Below are 18,897 nucleotides of genomic sequence, written 5' to 3' on the forward strand. Positions count from 1 at the left end.
TACCACACTATCAGAACCGTAGCGACGAGGAGAAGCGAGCGGATGGGGTTGCTTTGTCTGGACGAGGAGAAGTAAGCGGCAAGCTAACGGGGTGGCTTTGCCTATCGAATGTCAGGAACGTCCTTTATTAGGGCAAGATTTTTCCGGAGGCTAAATACAGTTCGTACCACTCCTGATGCGTGAGGCGGATGTTCATGGCCTCTGCGGATTCTTTGAGGTGTTCGGGATTCATGGTGCCAACGATGACTTGCATATTTGCGGGATGGCGTAAAATCCAGGCGAGGGCAATGGCGGCTTTGGTAACGTGATAGCGGTCCGCCAGCTTCGCAAGGGCGGCATTGAGTTCCGGATAATCGGGATGATCCAGGAAGCATCCGCCGATCATACCGTATTGCAGGGGCGACCATGCCTGAATGGTGATGTCGTGCAGGCGGCAATAATCCAACAGACCGTTATCGCGATCGATGGAACGATCCGTGGAAAGATTGTTGAGATAAAGCGACTGGTCGATGAGCTGCGATTGCTCCAGCGATAATTGCAGCTGGTTAATAATCAGCGGTTGACGGACTGTTTTACGAAGCACTTCCAGCGTCATCGGCGGGACATTGCTCACACCGAAATGGCGCACTTTGCCGGATTCCGATAGAAGATCAAAGGCTTCAGCGATTTCTTCGGGATCATAGAGCAGATCCGGGCGATGCAGAAGCAAAATGTCCAGATAGTCCAGCTGCATGCGACGCAGACTGTCCTCCACGCTTTCCAGAATGTTCTCCTTCGTCCAGTCGAATTCATTGCGCTCGAAGCAGAGTCCACATTTAGTCTGAATCAAGAGCTCTTCCCGAGAAAGACCGGAAGCCTTTAAAGCCTCGCCGAAGCGCGTTTCGGCAACTCCCTGGGTATAGCAGGTGGCGTTGTCGAAGAAGTTGATACCTAGGTCCACAGCCGTTTGTAGCATCGTCGCTGCCTTTTGTACGGACAGATCCGGCATGCGCATACAGCCGAGAATCATGCGAACGGCATTTTGCGGGCCATTTTTAATTTGGATGGTACGCATCGTTTTCTTCCTTTCTTTTTCGCACAGTAAGCGGGCTTTCCGCTTTGTGCTGACGACTGTCTATTACCCTATTTTCCGAGCATGCGCACTCTCCTTTCGGCAAGGATGCGAGAGAAGTTGAACCAACCGCAGCCGTACCATGGTCAAATTGCGGAGAATAGGGGATAATAGTAAAAAACCACCTAGAAGCTCGATGAAGGAAATGACGGAGGCAGTCGTGAAAAAATATATTTTAGCGTTCGATGCCGGAACTACGAGCCAGCGTTGTCTGCTTTTTGATCATAGCGGAAAGATAGTCAGTGTTGCGCAGAGAGAGATCAAACAGTACTATCCCCATCCCGGATGGGTGGAACATGATGCGGCGGAAATTTGGGCGACACAGATGGGCGTGGCGATTGAAGCGATGCAGCGTGTCAGCGTTTCGGCAGAGGAAATTGCCGCCATCGGAATCACGAATCAGCGGGAAACCACAATTGTCTGGGACAAAAACACGGGCGAACCGGTCATGCATGCCATTGTATGGCAGTGCCGTCGAACGGCGGAACAATGCGATGCGCTTCGGGCGGAGGGATATACCGATAGAATACGAGAAAAGACGGGACTGGAGCTGGATGCCTATTTCTCAGCTTCCAAGATTCGGTGGATTCTGGATCATGTGCCGGGCGCGCGGGAAAAAGCGGAGCGGGGTGAGCTGCTCTTTGGCACCGTAGACAGCTGGCTCATTTGGAAACTGACGCAGGGACGCTGTCATGTAACGGACGTTTCCAATGCCTCGCGTACGATGCTGTTTAATATTCATACCATGGATTGGGATGATGAGCTGTTGGAGCTTTTTCAGGTGCCGAAGGTCATGCTTCCGCGTGTCTGCGCTTCCAGTGAAGTATATGGTGAAAGCGAATTGTCCTTTTTCGGTTCGCCCATTTCCATTGCCGGCGTAGCGGGCGACCAGCAGGCGGCATTGTTCGGCCAGACATGCTTTGCGGCAGGAGACGTGAAAAACACGTATGGTACCGGCTGTTTCATGCTGATGAATACGGGTGAGAAACCGGTGATGTCTCGTCACGGTTTGGTGACGACCGTCGCCTGGAAACGCAACAACACGGTCTCCTATGCGTTGGAGGGCTCGATATTCGTCGCAGGAGCGGCAGTGCAGTGGCTGCGCGATGAACTGCGCGTGATTGATACCGCCCCACAGTCGGAAGAACTGGCGCTGGCCGTACCGGACACGAACGGATGCTATGTCGTGCCGGCCTTTACCGGCCTCGGCGCTCCGTTTTGGGATCCCTATGCGCGTGGTACCATTGTGGGACTGACCCGCGGCGTGAATCGGAATCATTTGGTGCGCGCCATGCTGGAATCCATGGCATACCAGTCGTTGGATGTCCTCGAAGCCATGCAGGAAGATGCCGGTTTGTCTCTTTCCGCTTTGCGCGTGGATGGAGGAGCCACCGAAAACAACTTCTTGATGCAGTTTCAGGCGGATATGATCAACACACCGGTAATCCGTCCGAAAATCGTGGAAACGACAGCCAAAGGGGCGGCCTTCCTTGCCGGCCTTGCCGTTGGGTTCTGGAAGAATACAGAGGAACTGCGCGTTCTGCAGGCGGATGCGAAGACATTTGTGCCGACCATGTGCGCAGAAGAACGCGACCGGAAGCAGCGTGGCTGGCATCACGCCGTACGCTGTGCGATGAATTGGGCGAAGGAGGAATCATGACGACACTCAATACCCTGGTACAGATGCTCTCCGATAAAATCTGGTTTGTGCTGATGATCTTATTGGTAGGAAGCGGACTGTTCTTCTCCGTACGCACGCGCTTTATTCAGGTGCGTCGATTCAGAAAAGCTTGGAAGCACGTATTCGGAAACTTGACGCTGTTCGGCGACAAGGCGGAAAAAGGCGGGATCAGCTCGTTTCAAGCGTTAGCTACAGCCATTGCGGCGCAGGTTGGTACCGGTAATATCGCCGGTTGCGCATCCGCCTTGGTTTCCGGTGGGCCGGGAGCCATTTTCTGGATGTGGTTAGCCGCTTTTTTCGGCATGGCCACCATTTATTCCGAGGCAGTCATGGCACAGGTGACGCGAACAAAAGACGAGGATGGGCATGTGATCGGCGGTCCTGTCTACTATATTCAGCAGGCCTTTCACGGGAAATTCGGTCGTTTTTTAGCGGCATTCTTTTCCGTCTCCATTATTTTGGCTTTGGGGCTGATGGGAAATATGGTGCAATCCAACTCGATCAGCGATGCGTTTTTCTCGGCATTCGGTTGGAACCGTTTAGCGGTTGGCATAGCGATTGCTGTGGTGGCGGGATTTATTTTCATCGGCGGCATTTCGCGCATCGCGCACGTGACGGAAAAAATTGTACCGGTCATGGCCGCTCTGTATTTGGTGGGCGGGTTTGTCTGCCTTTTCATCAATCGTGCCAATCTCCTTCCGGCCATCACCTCCATTTTTGTCGGGGCATTTCAGCCGCAAGCGGTGCTCGGCGCCGGCATCGGCATTACGGTTCGCCAGGCGATGCGCTACGGCGTAGCGCGCGGTCTATTCTCCAACGAAGCCGGCATGGGCTCAACTCCGCATGCCCACGCCTTGGCTAAAGTGGATAAGCCGCAGCAACAGGGCGAGGTGGCCATGATCGGTGTTTTCTTTGATACCTTTATCGTGCTCACCATGACCGCTCTGATCGTGCTCTCATCCGGAAAACTGGGAGAGATGATTCGCGCCGGTATGACCGGTACGCCTGTGGTACAGCAGGCCGTCGGCATGGCCTTCGGCAAGAACTGGGGCGCGGCGTTTATTGCGATCGCTCTTCTATTTTTCGCTTTCTCCACCATCATCAGCTGGTTTTTCTTCGCGAAACAAAATATGCTGTATCTCTTTGGAAAACACGCCGTAAAGCCCTTTGCGATTGTGGTCGTGTTGATGATTATCTTGGGAGCCACGCTCAAGGTGGAATTGGTTTGGAACCTGGCGGATCTTTTTAATGCCATCATGGTGTTTCCCAACTTGCTTGCTCTATTGGTTCTTTCCGGGCGGGTTGCCAAAATCAGCAACGAAAGCCAATGAAATAGCGCTTTTCATGTTCCCTTATGCGTCGAATGGGTAAGAGTACACTGCAAATGAATTGGCAGAAGAAGGTCGATGGGAAAAGGAAATTTTTGCAGAGTCTCTTTTTGGATGAGATGTATCGTTTCCAATAAATGGAAGAAAGGAACCATCATGAAAGCAGAAGACTATATTATTGAGCAAGTACCAAAGCTGTATACCATTATTGCCTTAAAGGTTTTTCGTCATACCCCGAATGTTGTGTTTGACGTGATGCCGACGAAGCTCATTCCACGCGTTGACGGCTTGGATCGTGTGATTCACACGGGGCCGGCGATCAGTCCGGGATCGGTCGGCGATGTTAAGCGTCCGTGGTATATGCATCCGGCGCAGTGGGACAACCTCTTTGTTCTCTATGGAGAGCGTCATGTGGAGTTATATACGCCGGAACATGGTAAGGTGGAAGACTTCATTGTCACGCCGGACTATATTGAGCATAACGGTAAGCGCGTGCTGGATGGCGGCGGCATCCTGATCTGGCCGACCTATGTATTTCACCGTGTTCAATCCGGACCGGAAGGCTCACGCTCGATCAACCTCGCCACGCGCGAAGAGGGAATCGATATGCGCAATAATTTCGATATTTACGATCTGAACGTGGAGACAGGCGAGTACCGTGTCATTCGGGAAGGATACAAAGATCAGAACATGGATGGCGTGCAGTAGTAAGCGGCAATCTTTAAAAACGCATTGTGCGCGAAAAGGATATGGTAAAAGCAGCTCCACAGAAATGTTACAGAGGGGGCTGCTTTTTTCATAGAAAGTTTTATACTGTCCTACAGGAGGATTGTATCGTGAAGAAAAATTGGTTTGTTGTGTTGCTCATCGCGGGATTATCCATGCTGGCCGTTCGCATGGTCGGTGAGCCGGTAGTGTACACGGGCCTGATTGCAGCATATTTTGGCGTCCTGTTAAGCGGCATGCTGTCCAACCGCTTCATTGGCGCAATAACCGGGGGCGCAACCATTGGACTCGGCCTTCTCGTCCGTCGATTTTGGCAAGAAATTCCCACGTTCAAGCCAAAGAAAATGGCCACTTGGACAGCGAATAATGAACAGTTCACGGCATTCATCGGCCAGTATTGGTGGGTGCTCCTACTTGGCGGTTTCGCCTTGGGCTTTCTGGCGGGATTCTTGGGTGAAGCGCTGGAGCGGCGGGGAAGGATGCCGCAGCATAAGGATGAGGACGAAATTACAAAGCCTCTTTCTGCGGCGCAGTATTTTACTCCGAAGCACATTGCGCAAATGTCCATTTTTATCGCCATCGGCGTCGTCATCAATTCCATGCGTGTCGGCTTTTTGAGCTTTGGCGGATTGCCGATTGTACTTTCGGGCTATATTTTTGGCCCTGTCGGCGGCTTTATCATTGGCGGAGTCACGGATTTGGTGGCCTTTTTGGTTCGCCCCTCTTCCTACGGCTTTAATTTAGCTTTTACGCTGACCTCAGCGCTGACCGGTGCGATTCCGGTACTGGTGACGGACGCATTGGGCGGAAAAAAGGTCCTTACGTTCTGGCGCGTGCTGGTTGGCGTCGTGATTGGTCAGTTCCTGACCTCTGTTATTTTGGTGCCTCTTTTCATGTCCCTTTTCATAGGAGAAGCGGCGGCCAAGGCGACTTTCTTCCGTGCGCTTGTCAAGCAGACATTCAGCGCACCGGTCTATGCGGTATTGGTTTTGTCGTTGATGCAGGCGCTCGCTAAATCCGGCCGAATGCGTACCTATTCGTCGCGACTGGCGCCATTACGGAAGAACATATAGGAGAAAATATTGAAAGAAATGCAGATGTCCGAATCCATGCGCGCGGGGTTGCTGTTGGCGCTTGCCGGCGGAGCCATGGATGCCCATTCGTATCTGTTTCGCGGCAATGTGTTTTCCAATGCACAGACGGGCAATGTCCTTCTGTTTGGCGTGCATGCGGCGCAAGGAGAATTTTCGCTTGCATTGGCACATCTTTGGCCCATCTTAGCTTTTGTGACGGGGATTTTTTTGGCGGATCACATTCGCCATCGTTGGTCATTTTCCCGTCTCCATTGGCGACAGTGGGCGTTGACGGTTGAAATAGTGTTGCTTTTTATCGTAAGCAATATGTCCAACGCCTGGGATTCGCTTGCCAATGCCTTGTTATCGCTAGCATGCGGCATTCAGGTGGAAAGCTTCCGCTCGATCCATGGCCGTTCGGTCGCGACTACCATGCTCATTGGCAATCTTCGCAGCTTTACCGCTGCACTCGAGACGTTTTTTCGCGAGCGCTCGCAAGACGCGTTACGGCACATGGGACTCTATAGTGGCTTAATTATCAGCTTTGTGTTGGGTGCCATTATCGAAAGCCGACTCATTGACAGGCTCGGTGCGCCATCCATCCTTTTTTGCGTCATTCTTTTGGGCATTGTTTTCCGCTTGTTGTCGGATAAGCGGGAACAAGAAACCTTTGCGGAGGAGAATCGCAAATGAGCGAAGCATAACGCACGACGTATTGAAAACGAAAACGATAGAAAATAGAAAGAGAAACCATGACAGAACAAGTGCTTTTAGGAATTTTGATTCCTTTTATAGGAACCACGCTCGGCTCCGCATGTGTCTATTTTATGCGAGGAGAAATGAACCGAAAGGTAGAGCGCGCGCTGCAGGGCTTTGCTGCCGGCATCATGATCGCCGCTTCGGTTTGGAGCCTGCTCATTCCGGCGATGGAGCAATCGGAGGCCCTTGGAAAATGGGCTTTTGTTCCGGCCGTCGTCGGGCTGATGGCGGGCGTGTTGTTCCTTCTTCTATTGGATCACGTTATTCCGCATCAACACTTAAACAGCGATGCGCCGGAAGGCCCCAATGTCCCCTTGGCCAAAAACAAAAAAATGTTCTTAGCCGTTACCTTGCATAATATTCCGGAAGGAATGGCGGTAGGCGTTGTATTGGCAGGTTTGCTGGCGGGCGTGGAAGGTATTACTGCGAGTGGGGCATTGGCGCTGGCACTTGGCATCGCGATTCAGAATTTTCCCGAAGGCGCCATCATCTCGATGCCGCTGCATGCCGGGGGCATGAAACGCCATCATGCGTTTTGGTACGGTACACTTTCCGGCGCCGTTGAGCCGCTGGGCGCGGCATTGACCCTTTTTGCCACCGGGCTGGTCGTACCCATTTTGCCTTATCTGTTAAGCTTTGCGGCCGGAGCGATGCTCTATGTGGTCGTCGAAGAATTGATTCCGGAAATGAGCGAAGGGGAACATTCCAACATCGGCCCCATCGCCTTCGCCGTGGGCTTTGCCGTGATGATGGCCTTGGATGTGGCACTCGGGTAAAACGAAAAACGAGAGGAACAGAATAACATTGAAAAAGGCGACATCGAAATTTCCACTTCGATGTCGCCTTTTGTAATCGAGTGAAAGGAGAGGGTGGCAATTACTGCGAAACGGGATTTGTTAACGGGAGAAGAAACGCCAGCGCCGCCGCGTTGCTCTTTGCGACGACTTCCTTGTAGGGTGCCGTATCCAAGAAACCGTCGAGCATCTTGGTGCCGATAGGGGACACGTTGCGAAGATCGGAAAGCCCCAGATGGCCGGCACCTTCGATGTGCACCGAAACCCACTTTTCTGAGGGATGGTTGAGCATTTTAACATTCGTATCGTATTCTGTTCCGGCCATGTTGGGAAGCCGCGGCCAAAGGGCATCCGAGTAAATATTTAAGACCGGGAGGGGATAGTCCTCTTGCACATAGCGGAATTGATTGTCATTGACGTCCAGGATATCGCAGAAATAGGGCGATTCCAGAGCGATGACGCCTTTCAAATCGGAAGCACGCTTGCGTCCGATTTCCAGCGCTGCTGCCCCGCCAAGGGAATGGCCGCTAAGAAAAATCTGCCGGGCATCGATATTTTTTTGCACCGCTTCCGGTAAGGCTCCGTTCTGTAGAGCATCGAGTAGAAACGTCATGTCCCCAACCTGCATCCCGACCCAGGTGCGAAAGCGAGACAACTGGGCGGAACGCGGAAGGTCATGGGGATTGGTCATCACGTCTTTCATAAAGGTGAGATCGATAGGGATGGATCGACCATCGGAGAGTTTGGTGGAAATACTGTGATAGGGATGGGACATCGCCAAGACCATATAACCATTAGAGGCTATGGTTTCGCACAGAATCGTATTGGCATTTTCACCGCCAAAGGCGCCGGGAGAATAGAGCACGACGGGCAGGGGAGTTGAAGGGAGTGTTTTCGGCATCCACACGCAAACCGGAAATTCGCGAAGGCCGGATTCGGTTTGTTCCGCCGGTTCCGTACAGGGGCGCTTCAAAAAGAAGCGTGTGGTTTGCACTTGGTCTTCAACGCCGGAGGAAATTTGCCCAAACGGGGGAAAGAGAAATAGACCCAAGAAGATCATTTGTAAAAAGATTGTACCGAGAAGGAGCACAAGTTTCTTCAGCCATGGTCGGATTCGCTTCCGGATGACGACGACCATGGCTACTAACGCAAGAAGCAAAAAGATGAAAAAAAAGATGAGCATACAAATCTCCTTATGATTCCTGTTTTCTAGCGTCAGTCTATCTTTTTCGTAGCCGAAGCAACCGTCCATGGCAGGTTGTCTTTATTGCAACGCATTAAGGGCGAAAAGTCTCCTTTGTGCGAGGCAGGCTCTCTTTCATTTCCCCGCGCTTGTACGCACGAATGAGTTCATGCAGATGGTCGATCAACTTCTGGTCGGCTTTTCCCTTGTCCGTATCACCGATGAGGAAACGGCGCTCATAGCGATCGACGGTTTCCACATGGGGAGAATAGGTTTCCAAGCCATTGGTCAGCCCGTCGAAATCCTGATGTTCGGCTAAGGCAATATGGTGCGAGTTGAAGATTAGTGTATAGCCGGCGATGCCGGTTTTGGAATGATACGATTTCGCAATGCCACCGTCGATTACAAAGAGCTTGTTATTAGCTTTTTTCGGGCTCTGGCCCTCTTTGCTTTTAACCGGCACGTGGCCGTTGATGATATGCGCATGCGGATGGCTCATATCGAACGCCTCCAACAGATAGTCCGCAACGTCTTCATTATCGCAGAGGGAATAGTACGGATTCATCTTTTCTTTGCCCAGCGTTTTGTCTCCGACAAAGTAGTTTTCGAAGGTGGCCATTTTGCTTTTACCGAACATGGGACTTTTCGGACCGCACCAGAGATACCAAGTAAAATCGATGGCACTTTTCGTCTTTTCCTTGTCCCGTTCGCCGTAATACGCGGTGGTCATCATGTAGTCCACGTAATCCATCAGCTCTTTGCCGGCATAAGGATGTTCATCAATGACGAGCGAATCGAAGGTGGCATCTTCTTTTAAAGGCAAGCATCCATGGTAGAGTAAATTTCCGTTGTAACAGAGGTAACTCGACCCCTTTTGGAAGAGAAAACCGATATGGCGCGCCAAGCGCTCGCTGTGCATGAAGGAAGCGCGTAAATTGAAAACCAGATCCTCTTCTTCTTTGGTCAGTTTGAGGGGGTCTTCAGGATCTACGGTGGGGAAGTTCGTGTCGCGCAGAGGATAGCGCGTGCCATCCGTATCGACGTATTCCATCGTTTTCCAGTCCACTTTTTTTAATACAATACGCTCATTCATAGCATACTCGGGATGGCGCTCTAAAAGCTGTCCTTCCAGCTTGTTTTCCAATATGGCCACCGCTTTGTGCATTTGCGCCGCGCGTTCGATGGACCAGATATTATACACGTTCTCATCAAAAATCTTCGGCTGGAAATAGGTGCAGGGATCATCGCCATATACCGTCATCGCAAAATCGTTCAAAGCGCGAAGGTGAATGCCGTACCCGTCTTCCAGTACGTCAAACGTGTTGTAGCGGATGGCATTGCGCAGAACCGCCATCATGCAGGCTTCGTTACCCAGTTGGGCACCCATCCAGACCACGTCATGGTTTCCCCACTGAATATCGACATTACGAAAAGCTATGAGTTCCTCGATAATTTTATCCGGGCCCGGTCCGCGATCAAAAATGTCACCGACGACGTGGATGTGGTTCACGCAGATGCGCTGAATGGTGTAGGAAAGGGCGCAGAGAAAATCATAGGCATCTTGTTCTTCGATGATCGCATCGATGAGGGAGTAGTAATAGCTGCGGCGATCAATTTCCCCGTCGTTAATTTCGAGAAGTTCTTCGATAAGTGTCTTGTACTCGTCCGGAAGCTTTTGACGAATTTGTTCTCGCGGATATTTTGAGGCGATAAAGCGCGCCACTTCAATCAGTTCCAAAATGATTTTTCGCACCCAACGCTCGTCATCCAGACGATCGATCTTTTTTTGTAGCGTTAATTCCGGATAATAAATCATTTCCGCAATTTCATTTTGATCGTCTTCGGAAAGGCGTGTCCGATAGACATCCCGTATCTTTCGGCGAATATTGCCGGATGCGGAACGCAACAAATGAATAAAGGCGCGATCTTCCCCGTGCACGTCGCTGAAAAAGTATTCCGTTCCTTTCGGCAACAGCATTTCTGTCTTGAGCCGAACAATCTCCCCCATTGCTGCCCGCCGATTCGGAAACTGTTTGGCCAGCATTCGCATCAGCATATTCTGCTTCACCACAAGACTCCTTTCACTGCGACAGCTTTTCGGGCTTTTGAAATCCCATCCCGAAAAGCAAGCGCATTCTTCTCCTATCCAAAGTATAGCAAAAGCGAGCGTATCTGCGCAGAAAATGCCGAAACGAGATACTGAAAGAGGATCGTAACCAACGGAAAAGTCGAGAGCGTAGATAGAGAGTTATAAGCACAGAGAAAAAAACGGATTTTGCAATGAAAAACAATAAATTTGACAAACACAACACGTCCCGCTATACTGATACGAAATTGAACTCCTTAATAATAAAAGGGGTAGAGGCGCGGGAGCGATGAGTATTTTCCGGAGGCGGTAGCCCGGGAAGGAAGAGAAAGGCAATCTCGCCGAAACGATGAAGCGGACACGTGACATTGTTGGGGCGGCATCAAACAGGTGTCGCACTGTCACCGAACAACGGTGGTGCGCTATCGGATTCGAGAGGGATGAGAAGGCGCAGCCTTCTCTTTTTTCTTTTCGGGTCCTAATGGCTGTCGAATGGGAGAAAGAAACGACAGAAGGAGGAGATCATGAAAACAGGAAAAAAACTGGGCTTATTGCTATTGGTACTCTGTTTGCTCTTGCCCCTTCCGGTGGAGGCAAGCGGAGAAACCGAAACCTTTATCGTGGGCATGGAGGTAAACTATGCGCCGTTTAACTGGTCGCAGACGACCGATGCCGATGGGGCGGTTCCGGTGGAAAACAGTCCGGGCGAGTATGCAAACGGCTATGACGTGTGGATGGCAAAACGCCTTGCGGAAGGCTTGGGCAAAACGCTGGTCATCCGCAAGATTGAATGGGATGGCCTGCCTCCTGCTTTAACGTCAGGAAAGATTGATGCCATTATCGCCGGCATGAGCCCGACGCCCGAACGCAAGAAAGAAGTCGATTTTACCGAGCAATACTATGCTTCGGATTTGGTGATGGTGGTTCGAAAAGACGGGAAATATGCAAATGCGAAAGCACTTGCCGATTTTCGTGGCGCTAAAATTACCGGACAGCTCAACACCTTTCATTATGAGGTGATCGATCAGATTGAAGGCGTAGCGAAACAGGCGCCGCTTGATACATTTTCCACGATGATTACGGCATTGAATGCCGGATCCATTGACGGCTATGTTTCAGAACGGCCGGGCGCGTTAGCGGCGGTTATGGCGAATCCGAATTTAGCCATGGTCGTTTTTGCTCCGGGGAAGGGCTTCGTCGCAGATCCCGAAAATACCACCATTGCAGTGGGCGTACGCAAAGGCGACGCTTTAAAAGAACAAATCAACCATATTCTTGCGGAAATACCGGAGGAAGAACGCCAACAGGCCATGGATGCCATGGTCACCCTGCAGAATCGCGGCGAAAGCGGAAGTACCTCTTTTCTCGATGAGGTGCGCGCTATTTGGGATACCTATTCTTCTCTTTTCCTGCGCGGCACGGGCGTAACGCTTCTGATCTCGTTTCTGGGAACGGCATTCGGTCTCGGCATCGGCTTTGTTGTCCAGGTCATCCGCACCATTCCGACCAAAAAGAAAAGAGGCGTGAACAAAGTGCTGATTCGCCTGCTGCAGCTTTTGGGTACGGCGTATGTCGAGGTGTTTCGTTCGACACCCATGATTGTACAGGCCATGCTCATTTTCTACGGTAGCAAACAGTTTTTCCACGTAGATATGGACCCGCTCTTTGCAGCTTGCCTGATCGTATCGATTAATACAGGCGCCTATCTTGCGGAAACCATTCGCGGAGGCATTGATTCCGTGGATGTCGGGCAATTTGAAGCGGCGCGGGCCATTGGCCTCGGCCATGGACAGATGATGATCCATGTGATTTTGCCACAAGCCATGCGTGCGATTTTACCGTCCATCGGCAATGAGCTGGTTGTAAACATTAAAGACACATCCGTCTTAAACGTCATTTCCGTAACGGAACTCTTCTTTGTGACCAAGAGCGTTGCGGGATCCACGTTCCAGATTTTTCAGGCGTATTTTATCGTAGCCCTCATCTACTTTGTGTTGACGCGCCTGGCCAACTTTATCATTCGGACCCTCAGCCGGAAATTCAGTCCGGATGTGCCTTTTACCATCAAGAGTGCAACGGAGGCGTAATATGGAAAAGCAAGCTATTCTTACGATTGAACACCTGCAAAAATCCTTTGGGGAAGAAGTGGTTTTAAAAGATCTTTCGCTTTCTCTGTATGCCGGGGAAGTCGTATCGCTTATCGGCCCGTCCGGCGCGGGGAAATCAACCTTTCTACGTTGCGTGAATCTGTTGGAAGAACCGACGGCCGGGCAAATTCTATTTCACGGCTGCTCCATTCTGGATCCGACCTTTGATCTGCTTCGCTATCATGCCAAGGTGGGCATGGTCTTTCAACAGTTTAATCTGTTTCGAAATTTGAGCGTGATGGAAAACTGCACGCTTGCGCAGATGAAAGTATTGCATCGCGCAAAAAAACAAGCGCAGGACGTGGCCATGAAAAACCTGCAACGCGTGGGCATGGCAGAGTATGTGCAAGCGAAGCCCGCACAATTATCCGGCGGGCAGCAGCAGCGTGTTGCGATTGCACGTGCTCTTTCGATGGATCCGGAAGTGCTTCTGTTTGATGAACCGACATCCGCCTTAGATCCGCAAAATGTGGGGGAGGTGCTCAGCATTATTGAGGATTTAGCAAAGGGCGGTATGACCATGATGGTTGTTTCCCATGACATCTCTTTTGCGCGCCGGATCGCCCATCGCATAGCCTTTTTACGCGATGGCTATATTGAAGAAATCGGAAGCCCGGAAGAAATTTTTACGCATCCCAAGAGCGAAGCGTTGAAGCAGTTTGTGCAGCAACAGGAATGATCGGAAATTCTCACGTGGCCTTTGTGGTTTTCCATGCATCGGTTTTGTCTTTCTATTCTTTGAAGAAAAAAATTCTGATCCCAAGATCGGAATTTTTTTTGCATTTTGACTTGCCAAAGGGATAAATGTTGTGTAGAATAATCGAGTGTCCAGAAATACGGGCGATGAAGCGAGAGGTTGCTCGAACGTCCAAGGACCTCTAAAGGCGTTGCAATACAGCGTACTAGAGGAAAAGACGTAGGTCGAGGGAATTTTCGTGGAGCAGTTCGATACCATTCGAACGACGGAAAACCGGTATTTCTTTTTTTAGGCGGGCATAGGACACGCCCGGCTCAGTGTATCGGCGAACCGGCGTAAACCTTCCTTAATAAAGGACAGAGCAATAGAATTCCTTGGAAATCCATCGAAATCCTGTTCTGCCGGAAGGAGCGCAAAACCAAGGAGGAAAAATGGCGAATCAGAAGATCAGAATCCGGCTTCGTGCGTATGATCATGAAGTCATCGACGCGTCAGCGGCGAAAATTGTCGAAGCGTGCAAGCGTTCCGGTGCAGACGTATCCGGACCGATTCCACTGCCGACGGACAAAGAAGTCATCACCATTCTGCGCGCTGTCCATAAATATAAGGACTCGCGTGAACAGTTCGAGCAAAGAACGCATAAGCGCTTAATCGATATCGTTAATCCCAATGTCAAGACATTGGAAGCACTTAAAAAGCTGAACTTGCCGGCTGGTGTGGACATCGAGATCAAACTGTAACCCCATTAGAATGATCGCGAAAGCGATCCGCTGTAAAGGAGGAACTCGTGAAGAGTATATTGGGCAAGAAGATCGGGATGACCCAGATCTTCGACGAAGACGGCATTGTCACGCCGGTGACGGTCGTGCAGGCCGGACCCCTGGTGGTAACCCAGGTCAAAACGACGGAAAAAGATGGCTACAACGCCATTCAGGTCGGCTACGGCGAAGAGAAAGAAAAGCATCTTACGAAGCCGCTGAAGGGACATTTTCATAAAGCGAATGTCGCCTATAAAAAGACGCTGCGCGAAATTCGCGTAGACGAGGGCGAAACATTCGAACCGGGTCAGGAAATTACCGTTTCCCTGTTCGCAGCCGGTGATGTGGTCGATGTGATCGGCACATCCAAAGGGAAGGGCACACAAGGCGCCATCCGCCGCTGGAATTATGGTCGCGGCCCGATGGGACACGGCTCCAAGTCCCACCGCGTTGGCGGAGCACGTGCGGCTGGATCGTATCCGGCGCGTGTTTTCCCGGGAACAAAGGGATCCGGAAAAATGGGACATGATCGGGTAACGGTACAGAATTTGACTGTAGTGCGCGTTGACGAGGAAAACAACATGATCCTCATCAAAGGTGCACTGCCTGGCCCCAAGGGCAGTCTGGTCACAATTCGTGCGGCCAAGAAAGCCCGGACCAAGTAAGGAGGACGGAAATGCCAAAAGTGAATGTAGTAAAGCAGACCGGTGAAGTCGTCGGCGAACTGGAGCTGGCTCCGGAGCTGTTTGATGTTGACGTCAACGAGCATACCGTCTACACCGTCGTGAAGAATTTGCTGGCGAACAGACGCCAGGGAACACAGTCGGCCAAAACGCGCGCCGAAGTTCGTGGCGGTGGCCGCAAGCCATATCGCCAAAAGGGAACCGGACGTGCCCGTGCCGGCTCGAGAACCCAGCCGAACTGGCGTGGCGGCGGCATGGTCTTCGCCGTCAAACCGCGCAGCTATCGTTATACGACGCCGAAGAAGATTCGTCGCATAGCGCTGAAATCGGTATTGACAGCCAAGGTTCGTGCAGACGAGCTCATCGTGTTGGATGCTCTAAAGCTGGATGCGTTCAGTACGAAACAGGCCGCAGCGGTACTTCAAGCGATCCATGCCGACAAAAAAGCCTACATCGTTGTTCATGAGGCGGATGAGCAGTTGATCCGCTCTTTCCGCAACATCCCGACGGTGGAAACCGTTGAGGTGGACAGCATCAACGTTTACGATCTCATGCGTTTCAACTCGCTGATCATGACGAAAGATGCCGTGAAAAAGGCAGAGGAGGTCTTTCAATAATGAAAACTCCATTTGATATCATCATCGCTCCGGTCATCACGGAGAAATCCATGGCGGATATGGCGGAACATAAATACACCTTCCGCGTCGATGCTAAGAGCAACAAAGCGGAAATTCGCCATGCTGTCGAAGAAGCCTTTGATGGCGTCACGGTTAAGCGTGTCAACACGATTACCATGAAAGGCAAAACCAAGCGCGTGGGGAACCACAAGACGAAGAGCTCCGATTGGAAAAAAGCCATCGTCACCCTCACGGAAGACTCGAAGGAAATCGAGTTCTTCGAAGGAATGTAATCGAGGAGGGATGCAATGGGAATCAGAAGATATAAACCAACCTCGGCAGGCCGTCGCGTTATGCGCGTACTGACCTTTGAGGAAATTACGAAATCCACCCCGGAAAAATCGCTGACGGTCAACCTGAAGCGTTCGGGCGGGCGCACGAATAACGGGCGCACAACGCTGCGTTTCCGTGGAGGCGGCGCAAAGCGCCGTTATCGCATCATCGACTTTAAGCGCAACAAGGACAACATCCCGGCGACCGTTTCGTCGATCGAATACGATCCGAACCGTTCCGCCAACATTGCGCTCTTGGTCTATGCCGACGGTGAAAAGCGCTACATTTTAGCACCGCGCGGACTGCAAGTCGGTCAGCACGTGGAATCCGGCGATAACGTGGATATTACGGTCGGCAATGCTTTACCGCTTCGTTTCATCCCGGTTGGCCAGACGATTCACAATATCGAGATGAAGCCGGGCAAAGGTGCACAGCTGGTTCGTACGGCCGGTGCCGAAGCTCAGTTAATGGCGAAGGAAGGCAAGTATGCACAGCTTCGCATGCCCTCCGGCGAGTATCGCTTGATTTCGCTGGACTGCAAAGCGACGATCGGCGCGGTCGGGAACCCGGATCACGGCCTGGTACGTCTTGGTAAAGCCGGTAAAAAACGCTATCTCGGCCGCAAGCCTCATGTTCGCGGTTCGGCGATGAACCCGGTAGACCATCCGCACGGCGGTGGTGAGGGACGCGCTCCGGTAGGCCGTCCGGCACCGATGACCCCGTGGGGCAAAAAATCACGTGGCGTGAAGACCCGCACAGCGAAACAATCCGACAAGATGATTGTTCGCCGTCGCACGAAGTAACAGGAGGATGGCATGAGCAGATCTTTGAAGAAAGGGCCTTTTGTAGATGACCACCTGATGAAAAAGGTGGAGGCTCTTAATGAATCCAATAAGAAAATGGTGATCAAGACGTGGTCCCGTCGCTCGACGATCTTCCCGCAATTTGTGGGCCACACGATCGCTGTGCACGATGGAAGAAAACACGTACCCATCTATATCACAGAAGATATGGTCGGACATAAACTCGGCGAGTTTGTCCCCACCCGTACATTCAGAGGACATGCCGGGAAAGCGGATAAGCAGAGTGGCGTACGCTAGGAGGTAGGACATGGAAGCAAGAGCAGAAGCAAAATATGTTCGCGTCTCTCCCCGCAAGGTGAACTACATCTGCAAAGAGATTCGCGGCAAACAAGTGGATGAAGCGCTGACCATTCTGCATTTCACCCCGAAAAAAGGCGCGGAAGTGCTGGAAAAAGTTCTGCGTTCGGCCATTGCCAATGCGGAAAACAACCTGAGCCTGGATCGCGAAGGGCTGGTGGTTCGTCAGGCATGGGCCAATGACGGCCCGACCATGAAGCGTTGGCATCCGAAAGCGAAAGGTGCAGCATATCCGATTCTCAAGAGAACGTCGCACATCGGCGTTGTGGTCAGTGAAAAAGAGGAGGAAGAGCGCTAATGGGTCAAAAGGTACATCCGAAGGGAATGCGCGTCGGCGTCATCAAGGATTGGGATTCCAATTGGTTTGCCGGCAGCGCACAGTTTCCGAAGTTGATTAAAGAGGATCATGAGATCCGCAAGATGGTCAAGAAAGAGTTGTTCGAGGCTGGCATCTCCGATATAAAAATCGAACGCACCATGGGTCGTGTACGCGTCACCATCAACACCGCAAAGCCGGGCATTGTCATCGGTAAAGGCGGTACGGCGGTGGAAGAGCTCAAGAAGCGCATGGAAAAACTGACCAAGAAGACGGTTCTCATCAATGTCGAAGAAATTCGCAATCCGGATTTAGATGCACAGCTGCAGGCAGAGCGCATCGCCGCTGACCTGGAAAACCGCGTGACCTTCCGTCGTGCGATGAAGCAGGCAATTCAGCGCAGCATGCGTGCCGGTGCCAAGGGAATTAAAACATTGGCTGCCGGTCGTTTGGGCGGCGCCGATATGGCCCGTACCGAGCATTATTCCGAGGGAACCATTCCCCTGCAAACGCTGCGTGCCGACATCCGTTACGGACAGGCAGTGGCCCGCACAACGGCAGGTGCCGTGGGCATCAAGGTATGGATTTACATCGGCGAAGTGCTTCCGGGCATGAAAGAGGCGGAGATGCCGAAGCCGCCGCGCCGTGAGCCGCGTCGTGGACGCCGCGATCGTCGGGATGACAATCGCCAGGATCGCCGTGACAATCGTCGTGGCGGAGAGCGTCGCGGAAACCGCCGCGAAGGAAATGGTCGTGGCGAGCGTCCCCAGCGCGAGCAATAAGACCGGGTGAGGAGGTAGCACTATGTTAATGCCAAAAAGAGTTAAACGCCGTCGCGTCCACCGTGGTCGAATGAAGGGGATGGCACTGCGTGGAAATACCGTCACATACGGAGAATATGGCCTGCAGGCTGTTGAACCGGCATGGATGACGGCCAATCAAATTGAAGCGGCTCGACGTGCCATGACGCGCTACATCAAGCGTGGCGGAAACGTCTGGATTAAAGTTTTCCCGGATAAACCGGTTTCCAAAAAACCTGCCGAAGTCCGTATGGGTTCCGGTAAAGGTGCTCCGGAGTATTGGGTCGCTGTTATCAAACCCGGTCGCGTGCTGTTTGAGATGTCGGGCGTGCCGCACGATGTGGCAAAAGAAGCGATGCGTCTTGCTGCTGCGAAGTTGCCGATGAAGACCAAGTTCGTCGTGCGTGAACAAGCGGGACAGGAAGGTGAAGAATAATGAAAGCTACGGAAATTCGCAATCTCTCCGATCAGGATCTCAGCCAGAAGTTGCAGGATCTGAAGCAGGAGTTGTTCAACCTTCGCTTCCAGATTGCAGCCGGCCAGCTGGAGAATCCCAACGCTATCGGAACGGTAAAGAAAGATATCGCGCGTGTACGCACGATTCAACAGGAACGTGCCATTGCGGCAAGAAAGGAGGCGTAACCG

21 protein-coding genes and 1 riboswitch are annotated in these 18,897 nt (G+C 51.9%); of the genes, 18 read left to right on the forward strand and 3 right to left on the reverse strand.

All coding sequences use genetic code 11. From position 1 onward, the window contains the following. Positions 1-127: 127 nt before the first annotated feature. Positions 128-1,054, reverse strand: a complete 927-nt coding sequence (locus FXY30_RS03665) for an aldo/keto reductase (protein ID WP_071705361.1) — start codon at positions 1,052-1,054, stop codon at positions 128-130. Between the two features lie 217 nt (positions 1,055-1,271). Between FXY30_RS03665 and glpK the strand changes: the two genes are divergently transcribed. From glpK to FXY30_RS03695, 6 genes are all read left to right on the forward strand, one after another. Further along, the gene (gene glpK / locus FXY30_RS03670) at positions 1,272-2,771 is read left to right on the forward strand and encodes a glycerol kinase GlpK (protein ID WP_071706092.1); all 1,500 of its coding nucleotides are present in this window, start codon (positions 1,272-1,274) and stop codon (positions 2,769-2,771) included. After that, positions 2,768-4,123 carry an alanine/glycine:cation symporter family protein gene (locus tag FXY30_RS03675; RefSeq protein ID WP_071705362.1) on the forward strand — a complete coding sequence of 452 codons (1,356 nt, stop codon included), beginning with the start codon at positions 2,768-2,770 and terminating at the stop codon, positions 4,121-4,123. The genes glpK and FXY30_RS03675 overlap by 4 nt, the downstream gene beginning before the upstream one ends. Before the next feature lie 153 nt (positions 4,124-4,276). Further along, positions 4,277-4,828 carry a hypothetical protein gene (locus FXY30_RS03680; RefSeq protein WP_071705363.1) on the forward strand — a complete coding sequence of 184 codons (552 nt, stop codon included), beginning with the start codon at positions 4,277-4,279 and terminating at the stop codon, positions 4,826-4,828. A 128-nt stretch (positions 4,829-4,956) separates the two neighbouring features. Then, the gene (locus FXY30_RS03685; protein WP_071705364.1) at positions 4,957-5,919 is read left to right on the forward strand and encodes a folate family ECF transporter S component; all 963 of its coding nucleotides are present in this window, start codon (positions 4,957-4,959) and stop codon (positions 5,917-5,919) included. An 18-nt stretch (positions 5,920-5,937) separates the two neighbouring features. Further along, complete coding sequence (locus tag FXY30_RS03690) at positions 5,938-6,612, forward strand: YoaK family protein (protein ID WP_083428298.1); 675 nt, start codon at positions 5,938-5,940, stop codon at positions 6,610-6,612. Positions 6,613-6,671: 59 nt separating this feature from the next. Further along, a complete protein-coding gene (locus tag FXY30_RS03695; protein ID WP_071705366.1) occupies positions 6,672-7,454 on the forward strand; it encodes a ZIP family metal transporter in 783 nt (260 codons plus the stop codon). A gap of 100 nt (positions 7,455-7,554) precedes the next feature. Here the strand turns inward: FXY30_RS03695 and FXY30_RS03700 are convergent, their stop codons facing one another. Both FXY30_RS03700 and FXY30_RS03705 read right to left on the reverse strand, forming a co-directional pair. Then, positions 7,555-8,655, reverse strand: coding sequence for an alpha/beta hydrolase (locus tag FXY30_RS03700; protein ID WP_071705367.1), 1,101 nt, complete (start codon positions 8,653-8,655; stop codon positions 7,555-7,557). A 94-nt stretch (positions 8,656-8,749) separates the two neighbouring features. Next, complete coding sequence (locus FXY30_RS03705; protein WP_083428299.1) at positions 8,750-10,723, reverse strand: fructose-1,6-bisphosphatase; 1,974 nt, start codon at positions 10,721-10,723, stop codon at positions 8,750-8,752. Positions 10,724-11,006: 283 nt separating this feature from the next. Then, positions 11,007-11,174: riboswitch (Lysine riboswitch) on the forward strand. A gap of 91 nt (positions 11,175-11,265) precedes the next feature. On the opposite strand from FXY30_RS03705, the gene FXY30_RS03710 reads away from it, so the two are divergent. From FXY30_RS03710 to rpmC, 12 genes are all read left to right on the forward strand, one after another. Further along, complete coding sequence (locus FXY30_RS03710; protein ID WP_083428182.1) at positions 11,266-12,828, forward strand: ABC transporter permease subunit; 1,563 nt, start codon at positions 11,266-11,268, stop codon at positions 12,826-12,828. A 1-nt stretch (position 12,829) separates the two neighbouring features. Next, entirely contained in the window at positions 12,830-13,567 is a 738-nt protein-coding gene (locus tag FXY30_RS03715; protein WP_071705368.1) for an amino acid ABC transporter ATP-binding protein, read from the forward strand. Positions 13,568-14,016: 449 nt separating this feature from the next. Further along, on the forward strand, positions 14,017-14,325 hold the full coding sequence (gene rpsJ, locus FXY30_RS03720) for a 30S ribosomal protein S10 (protein WP_071705369.1): 309 nt from the start codon (positions 14,017-14,019) through the stop codon (positions 14,323-14,325). Positions 14,326-14,372: 47 nt separating this feature from the next. Beyond that, the gene (gene rplC / locus FXY30_RS03725; protein WP_071705370.1) at positions 14,373-15,008 is read left to right on the forward strand and encodes a 50S ribosomal protein L3; all 636 of its coding nucleotides are present in this window, start codon (positions 14,373-14,375) and stop codon (positions 15,006-15,008) included. An 11-nt stretch (positions 15,009-15,019) separates the two neighbouring features. Further along, positions 15,020-15,643: a 50S ribosomal protein L4 gene (gene rplD, locus FXY30_RS03730; protein WP_071705371.1), complete on the forward strand. Its 624-nt coding sequence runs from the start codon at positions 15,020-15,022 to the stop codon at positions 15,641-15,643. Further along, positions 15,643-15,936 (forward strand): 50S ribosomal protein L23, encoded by a 294-nt coding sequence (gene rplW / locus FXY30_RS03735; RefSeq protein ID WP_071705372.1) that lies wholly within the window; start codon positions 15,643-15,645, stop codon positions 15,934-15,936. Before rplD ends, rplW begins: the two co-directional genes overlap by 1 nt. A gap of 15 nt (positions 15,937-15,951) precedes the next feature. Beyond that, positions 15,952-16,779 carry a 50S ribosomal protein L2 gene (gene rplB / locus FXY30_RS03740; RefSeq protein WP_071705373.1) on the forward strand — a complete coding sequence of 276 codons (828 nt, stop codon included), beginning with the start codon at positions 15,952-15,954 and terminating at the stop codon, positions 16,777-16,779. Between the two features lie 12 nt (positions 16,780-16,791). Then, positions 16,792-17,076: a 30S ribosomal protein S19 gene (rpsS, locus tag FXY30_RS03745; RefSeq protein WP_071705374.1), complete on the forward strand. Its 285-nt coding sequence runs from the start codon at positions 16,792-16,794 to the stop codon at positions 17,074-17,076. Positions 17,077-17,086: 10 nt separating this feature from the next. Then, complete coding sequence (gene rplV, locus FXY30_RS03750; RefSeq protein WP_071705375.1) at positions 17,087-17,434, forward strand: 50S ribosomal protein L22; 348 nt, start codon at positions 17,087-17,089, stop codon at positions 17,432-17,434. Then, on the forward strand, positions 17,434-18,234 hold the full coding sequence (gene rpsC, locus FXY30_RS03755; RefSeq protein ID WP_071705376.1) for a 30S ribosomal protein S3: 801 nt from the start codon (positions 17,434-17,436) through the stop codon (positions 18,232-18,234). Before rplV ends, rpsC begins: the two co-directional genes overlap by 1 nt. A 22-nt stretch (positions 18,235-18,256) precedes the next feature. After that, positions 18,257-18,688: a 50S ribosomal protein L16 gene (gene rplP, locus FXY30_RS03760; protein ID WP_071705377.1), complete on the forward strand. Its 432-nt coding sequence runs from the start codon at positions 18,257-18,259 to the stop codon at positions 18,686-18,688. Continuing rightward, the gene (gene rpmC / locus FXY30_RS03765) at positions 18,688-18,894 is read left to right on the forward strand and encodes a 50S ribosomal protein L29 (RefSeq protein WP_071705378.1); all 207 of its coding nucleotides are present in this window, start codon (positions 18,688-18,690) and stop codon (positions 18,892-18,894) included. Before rplP ends, rpmC begins: the two co-directional genes overlap by 1 nt. The last annotated feature ends 3 nt before the right edge of the window (positions 18,895-18,897 follow it).

Origin of the sequence: Murdochiella vaginalis, from assembly GCF_902381775.1 — a bacterium.
GTDB classification, from domain to species: Bacteria; Bacillota; Clostridia; order Tissierellales; family Peptoniphilaceae; genus Murdochiella; species Murdochiella vaginalis.

Bases quoted from the DNA above. Each gene is read 5' to 3' on its own strand.
- FXY30_RS03665 (WP_071705361.1), bottom strand. From the start codon at position 1,054: ATGCGTACCATCCAAATTAAAAATGGCCCGCAAAATGCCGTTCGCATG.
- FXY30_RS03675 (WP_071705362.1), top strand. From the start codon at position 2,768: ATGACGACACTCAATACCCTGGTACAGATGCTCTCCGATAAAATCTGG.
- FXY30_RS03680 (WP_071705363.1), top strand. From the start codon at position 4,277: ATGAAAGCAGAAGACTATATTATTGAGCAAGTACCAAAGCTGTATACC.
- FXY30_RS03690 (WP_083428298.1), top strand. From the start codon at position 5,938: ATGCAGATGTCCGAATCCATGCGCGCGGGGTTGCTGTTGGCGCTTGCC.
- FXY30_RS03695 (WP_071705366.1), top strand. From the start codon at position 6,672: ATGACAGAACAAGTGCTTTTAGGAATTTTGATTCCTTTTATAGGAACC.
- FXY30_RS03700 (WP_071705367.1), bottom strand. From the start codon at position 8,655: ATGCTCATCTTTTTTTTCATCTTTTTGCTTCTTGCGTTAGTAGCCATG.
- FXY30_RS03710 (WP_083428182.1), top strand. From the start codon at position 11,266: ATGAAAACAGGAAAAAAACTGGGCTTATTGCTATTGGTACTCTGTTTG.
- FXY30_RS03715 (WP_071705368.1), top strand. From the start codon at position 12,830: ATGGAAAAGCAAGCTATTCTTACGATTGAACACCTGCAAAAATCCTTT.
- rpsJ (WP_071705369.1), top strand. From the start codon at position 14,017: ATGGCGAATCAGAAGATCAGAATCCGGCTTCGTGCGTATGATCATGAA.
- rplD (WP_071705371.1), top strand. From the start codon at position 15,020: ATGCCAAAAGTGAATGTAGTAAAGCAGACCGGTGAAGTCGTCGGCGAA.
- rplW (WP_071705372.1), top strand. From the start codon at position 15,643: ATGAAAACTCCATTTGATATCATCATCGCTCCGGTCATCACGGAGAAA.
- rplB (WP_071705373.1), top strand. From the start codon at position 15,952: ATGGGAATCAGAAGATATAAACCAACCTCGGCAGGCCGTCGCGTTATG.
- rpsS (WP_071705374.1), top strand. From the start codon at position 16,792: ATGAGCAGATCTTTGAAGAAAGGGCCTTTTGTAGATGACCACCTGATG.
- rplV (WP_071705375.1), top strand. From the start codon at position 17,087: ATGGAAGCAAGAGCAGAAGCAAAATATGTTCGCGTCTCTCCCCGCAAG.
- rpsC (WP_071705376.1), top strand. From the start codon at position 17,434: ATGGGTCAAAAGGTACATCCGAAGGGAATGCGCGTCGGCGTCATCAAG.
- rplP (WP_071705377.1), top strand. From the start codon at position 18,257: ATGTTAATGCCAAAAAGAGTTAAACGCCGTCGCGTCCACCGTGGTCGA.
- rpmC (WP_071705378.1), top strand. From the start codon at position 18,688: ATGAAAGCTACGGAAATTCGCAATCTCTCCGATCAGGATCTCAGCCAG.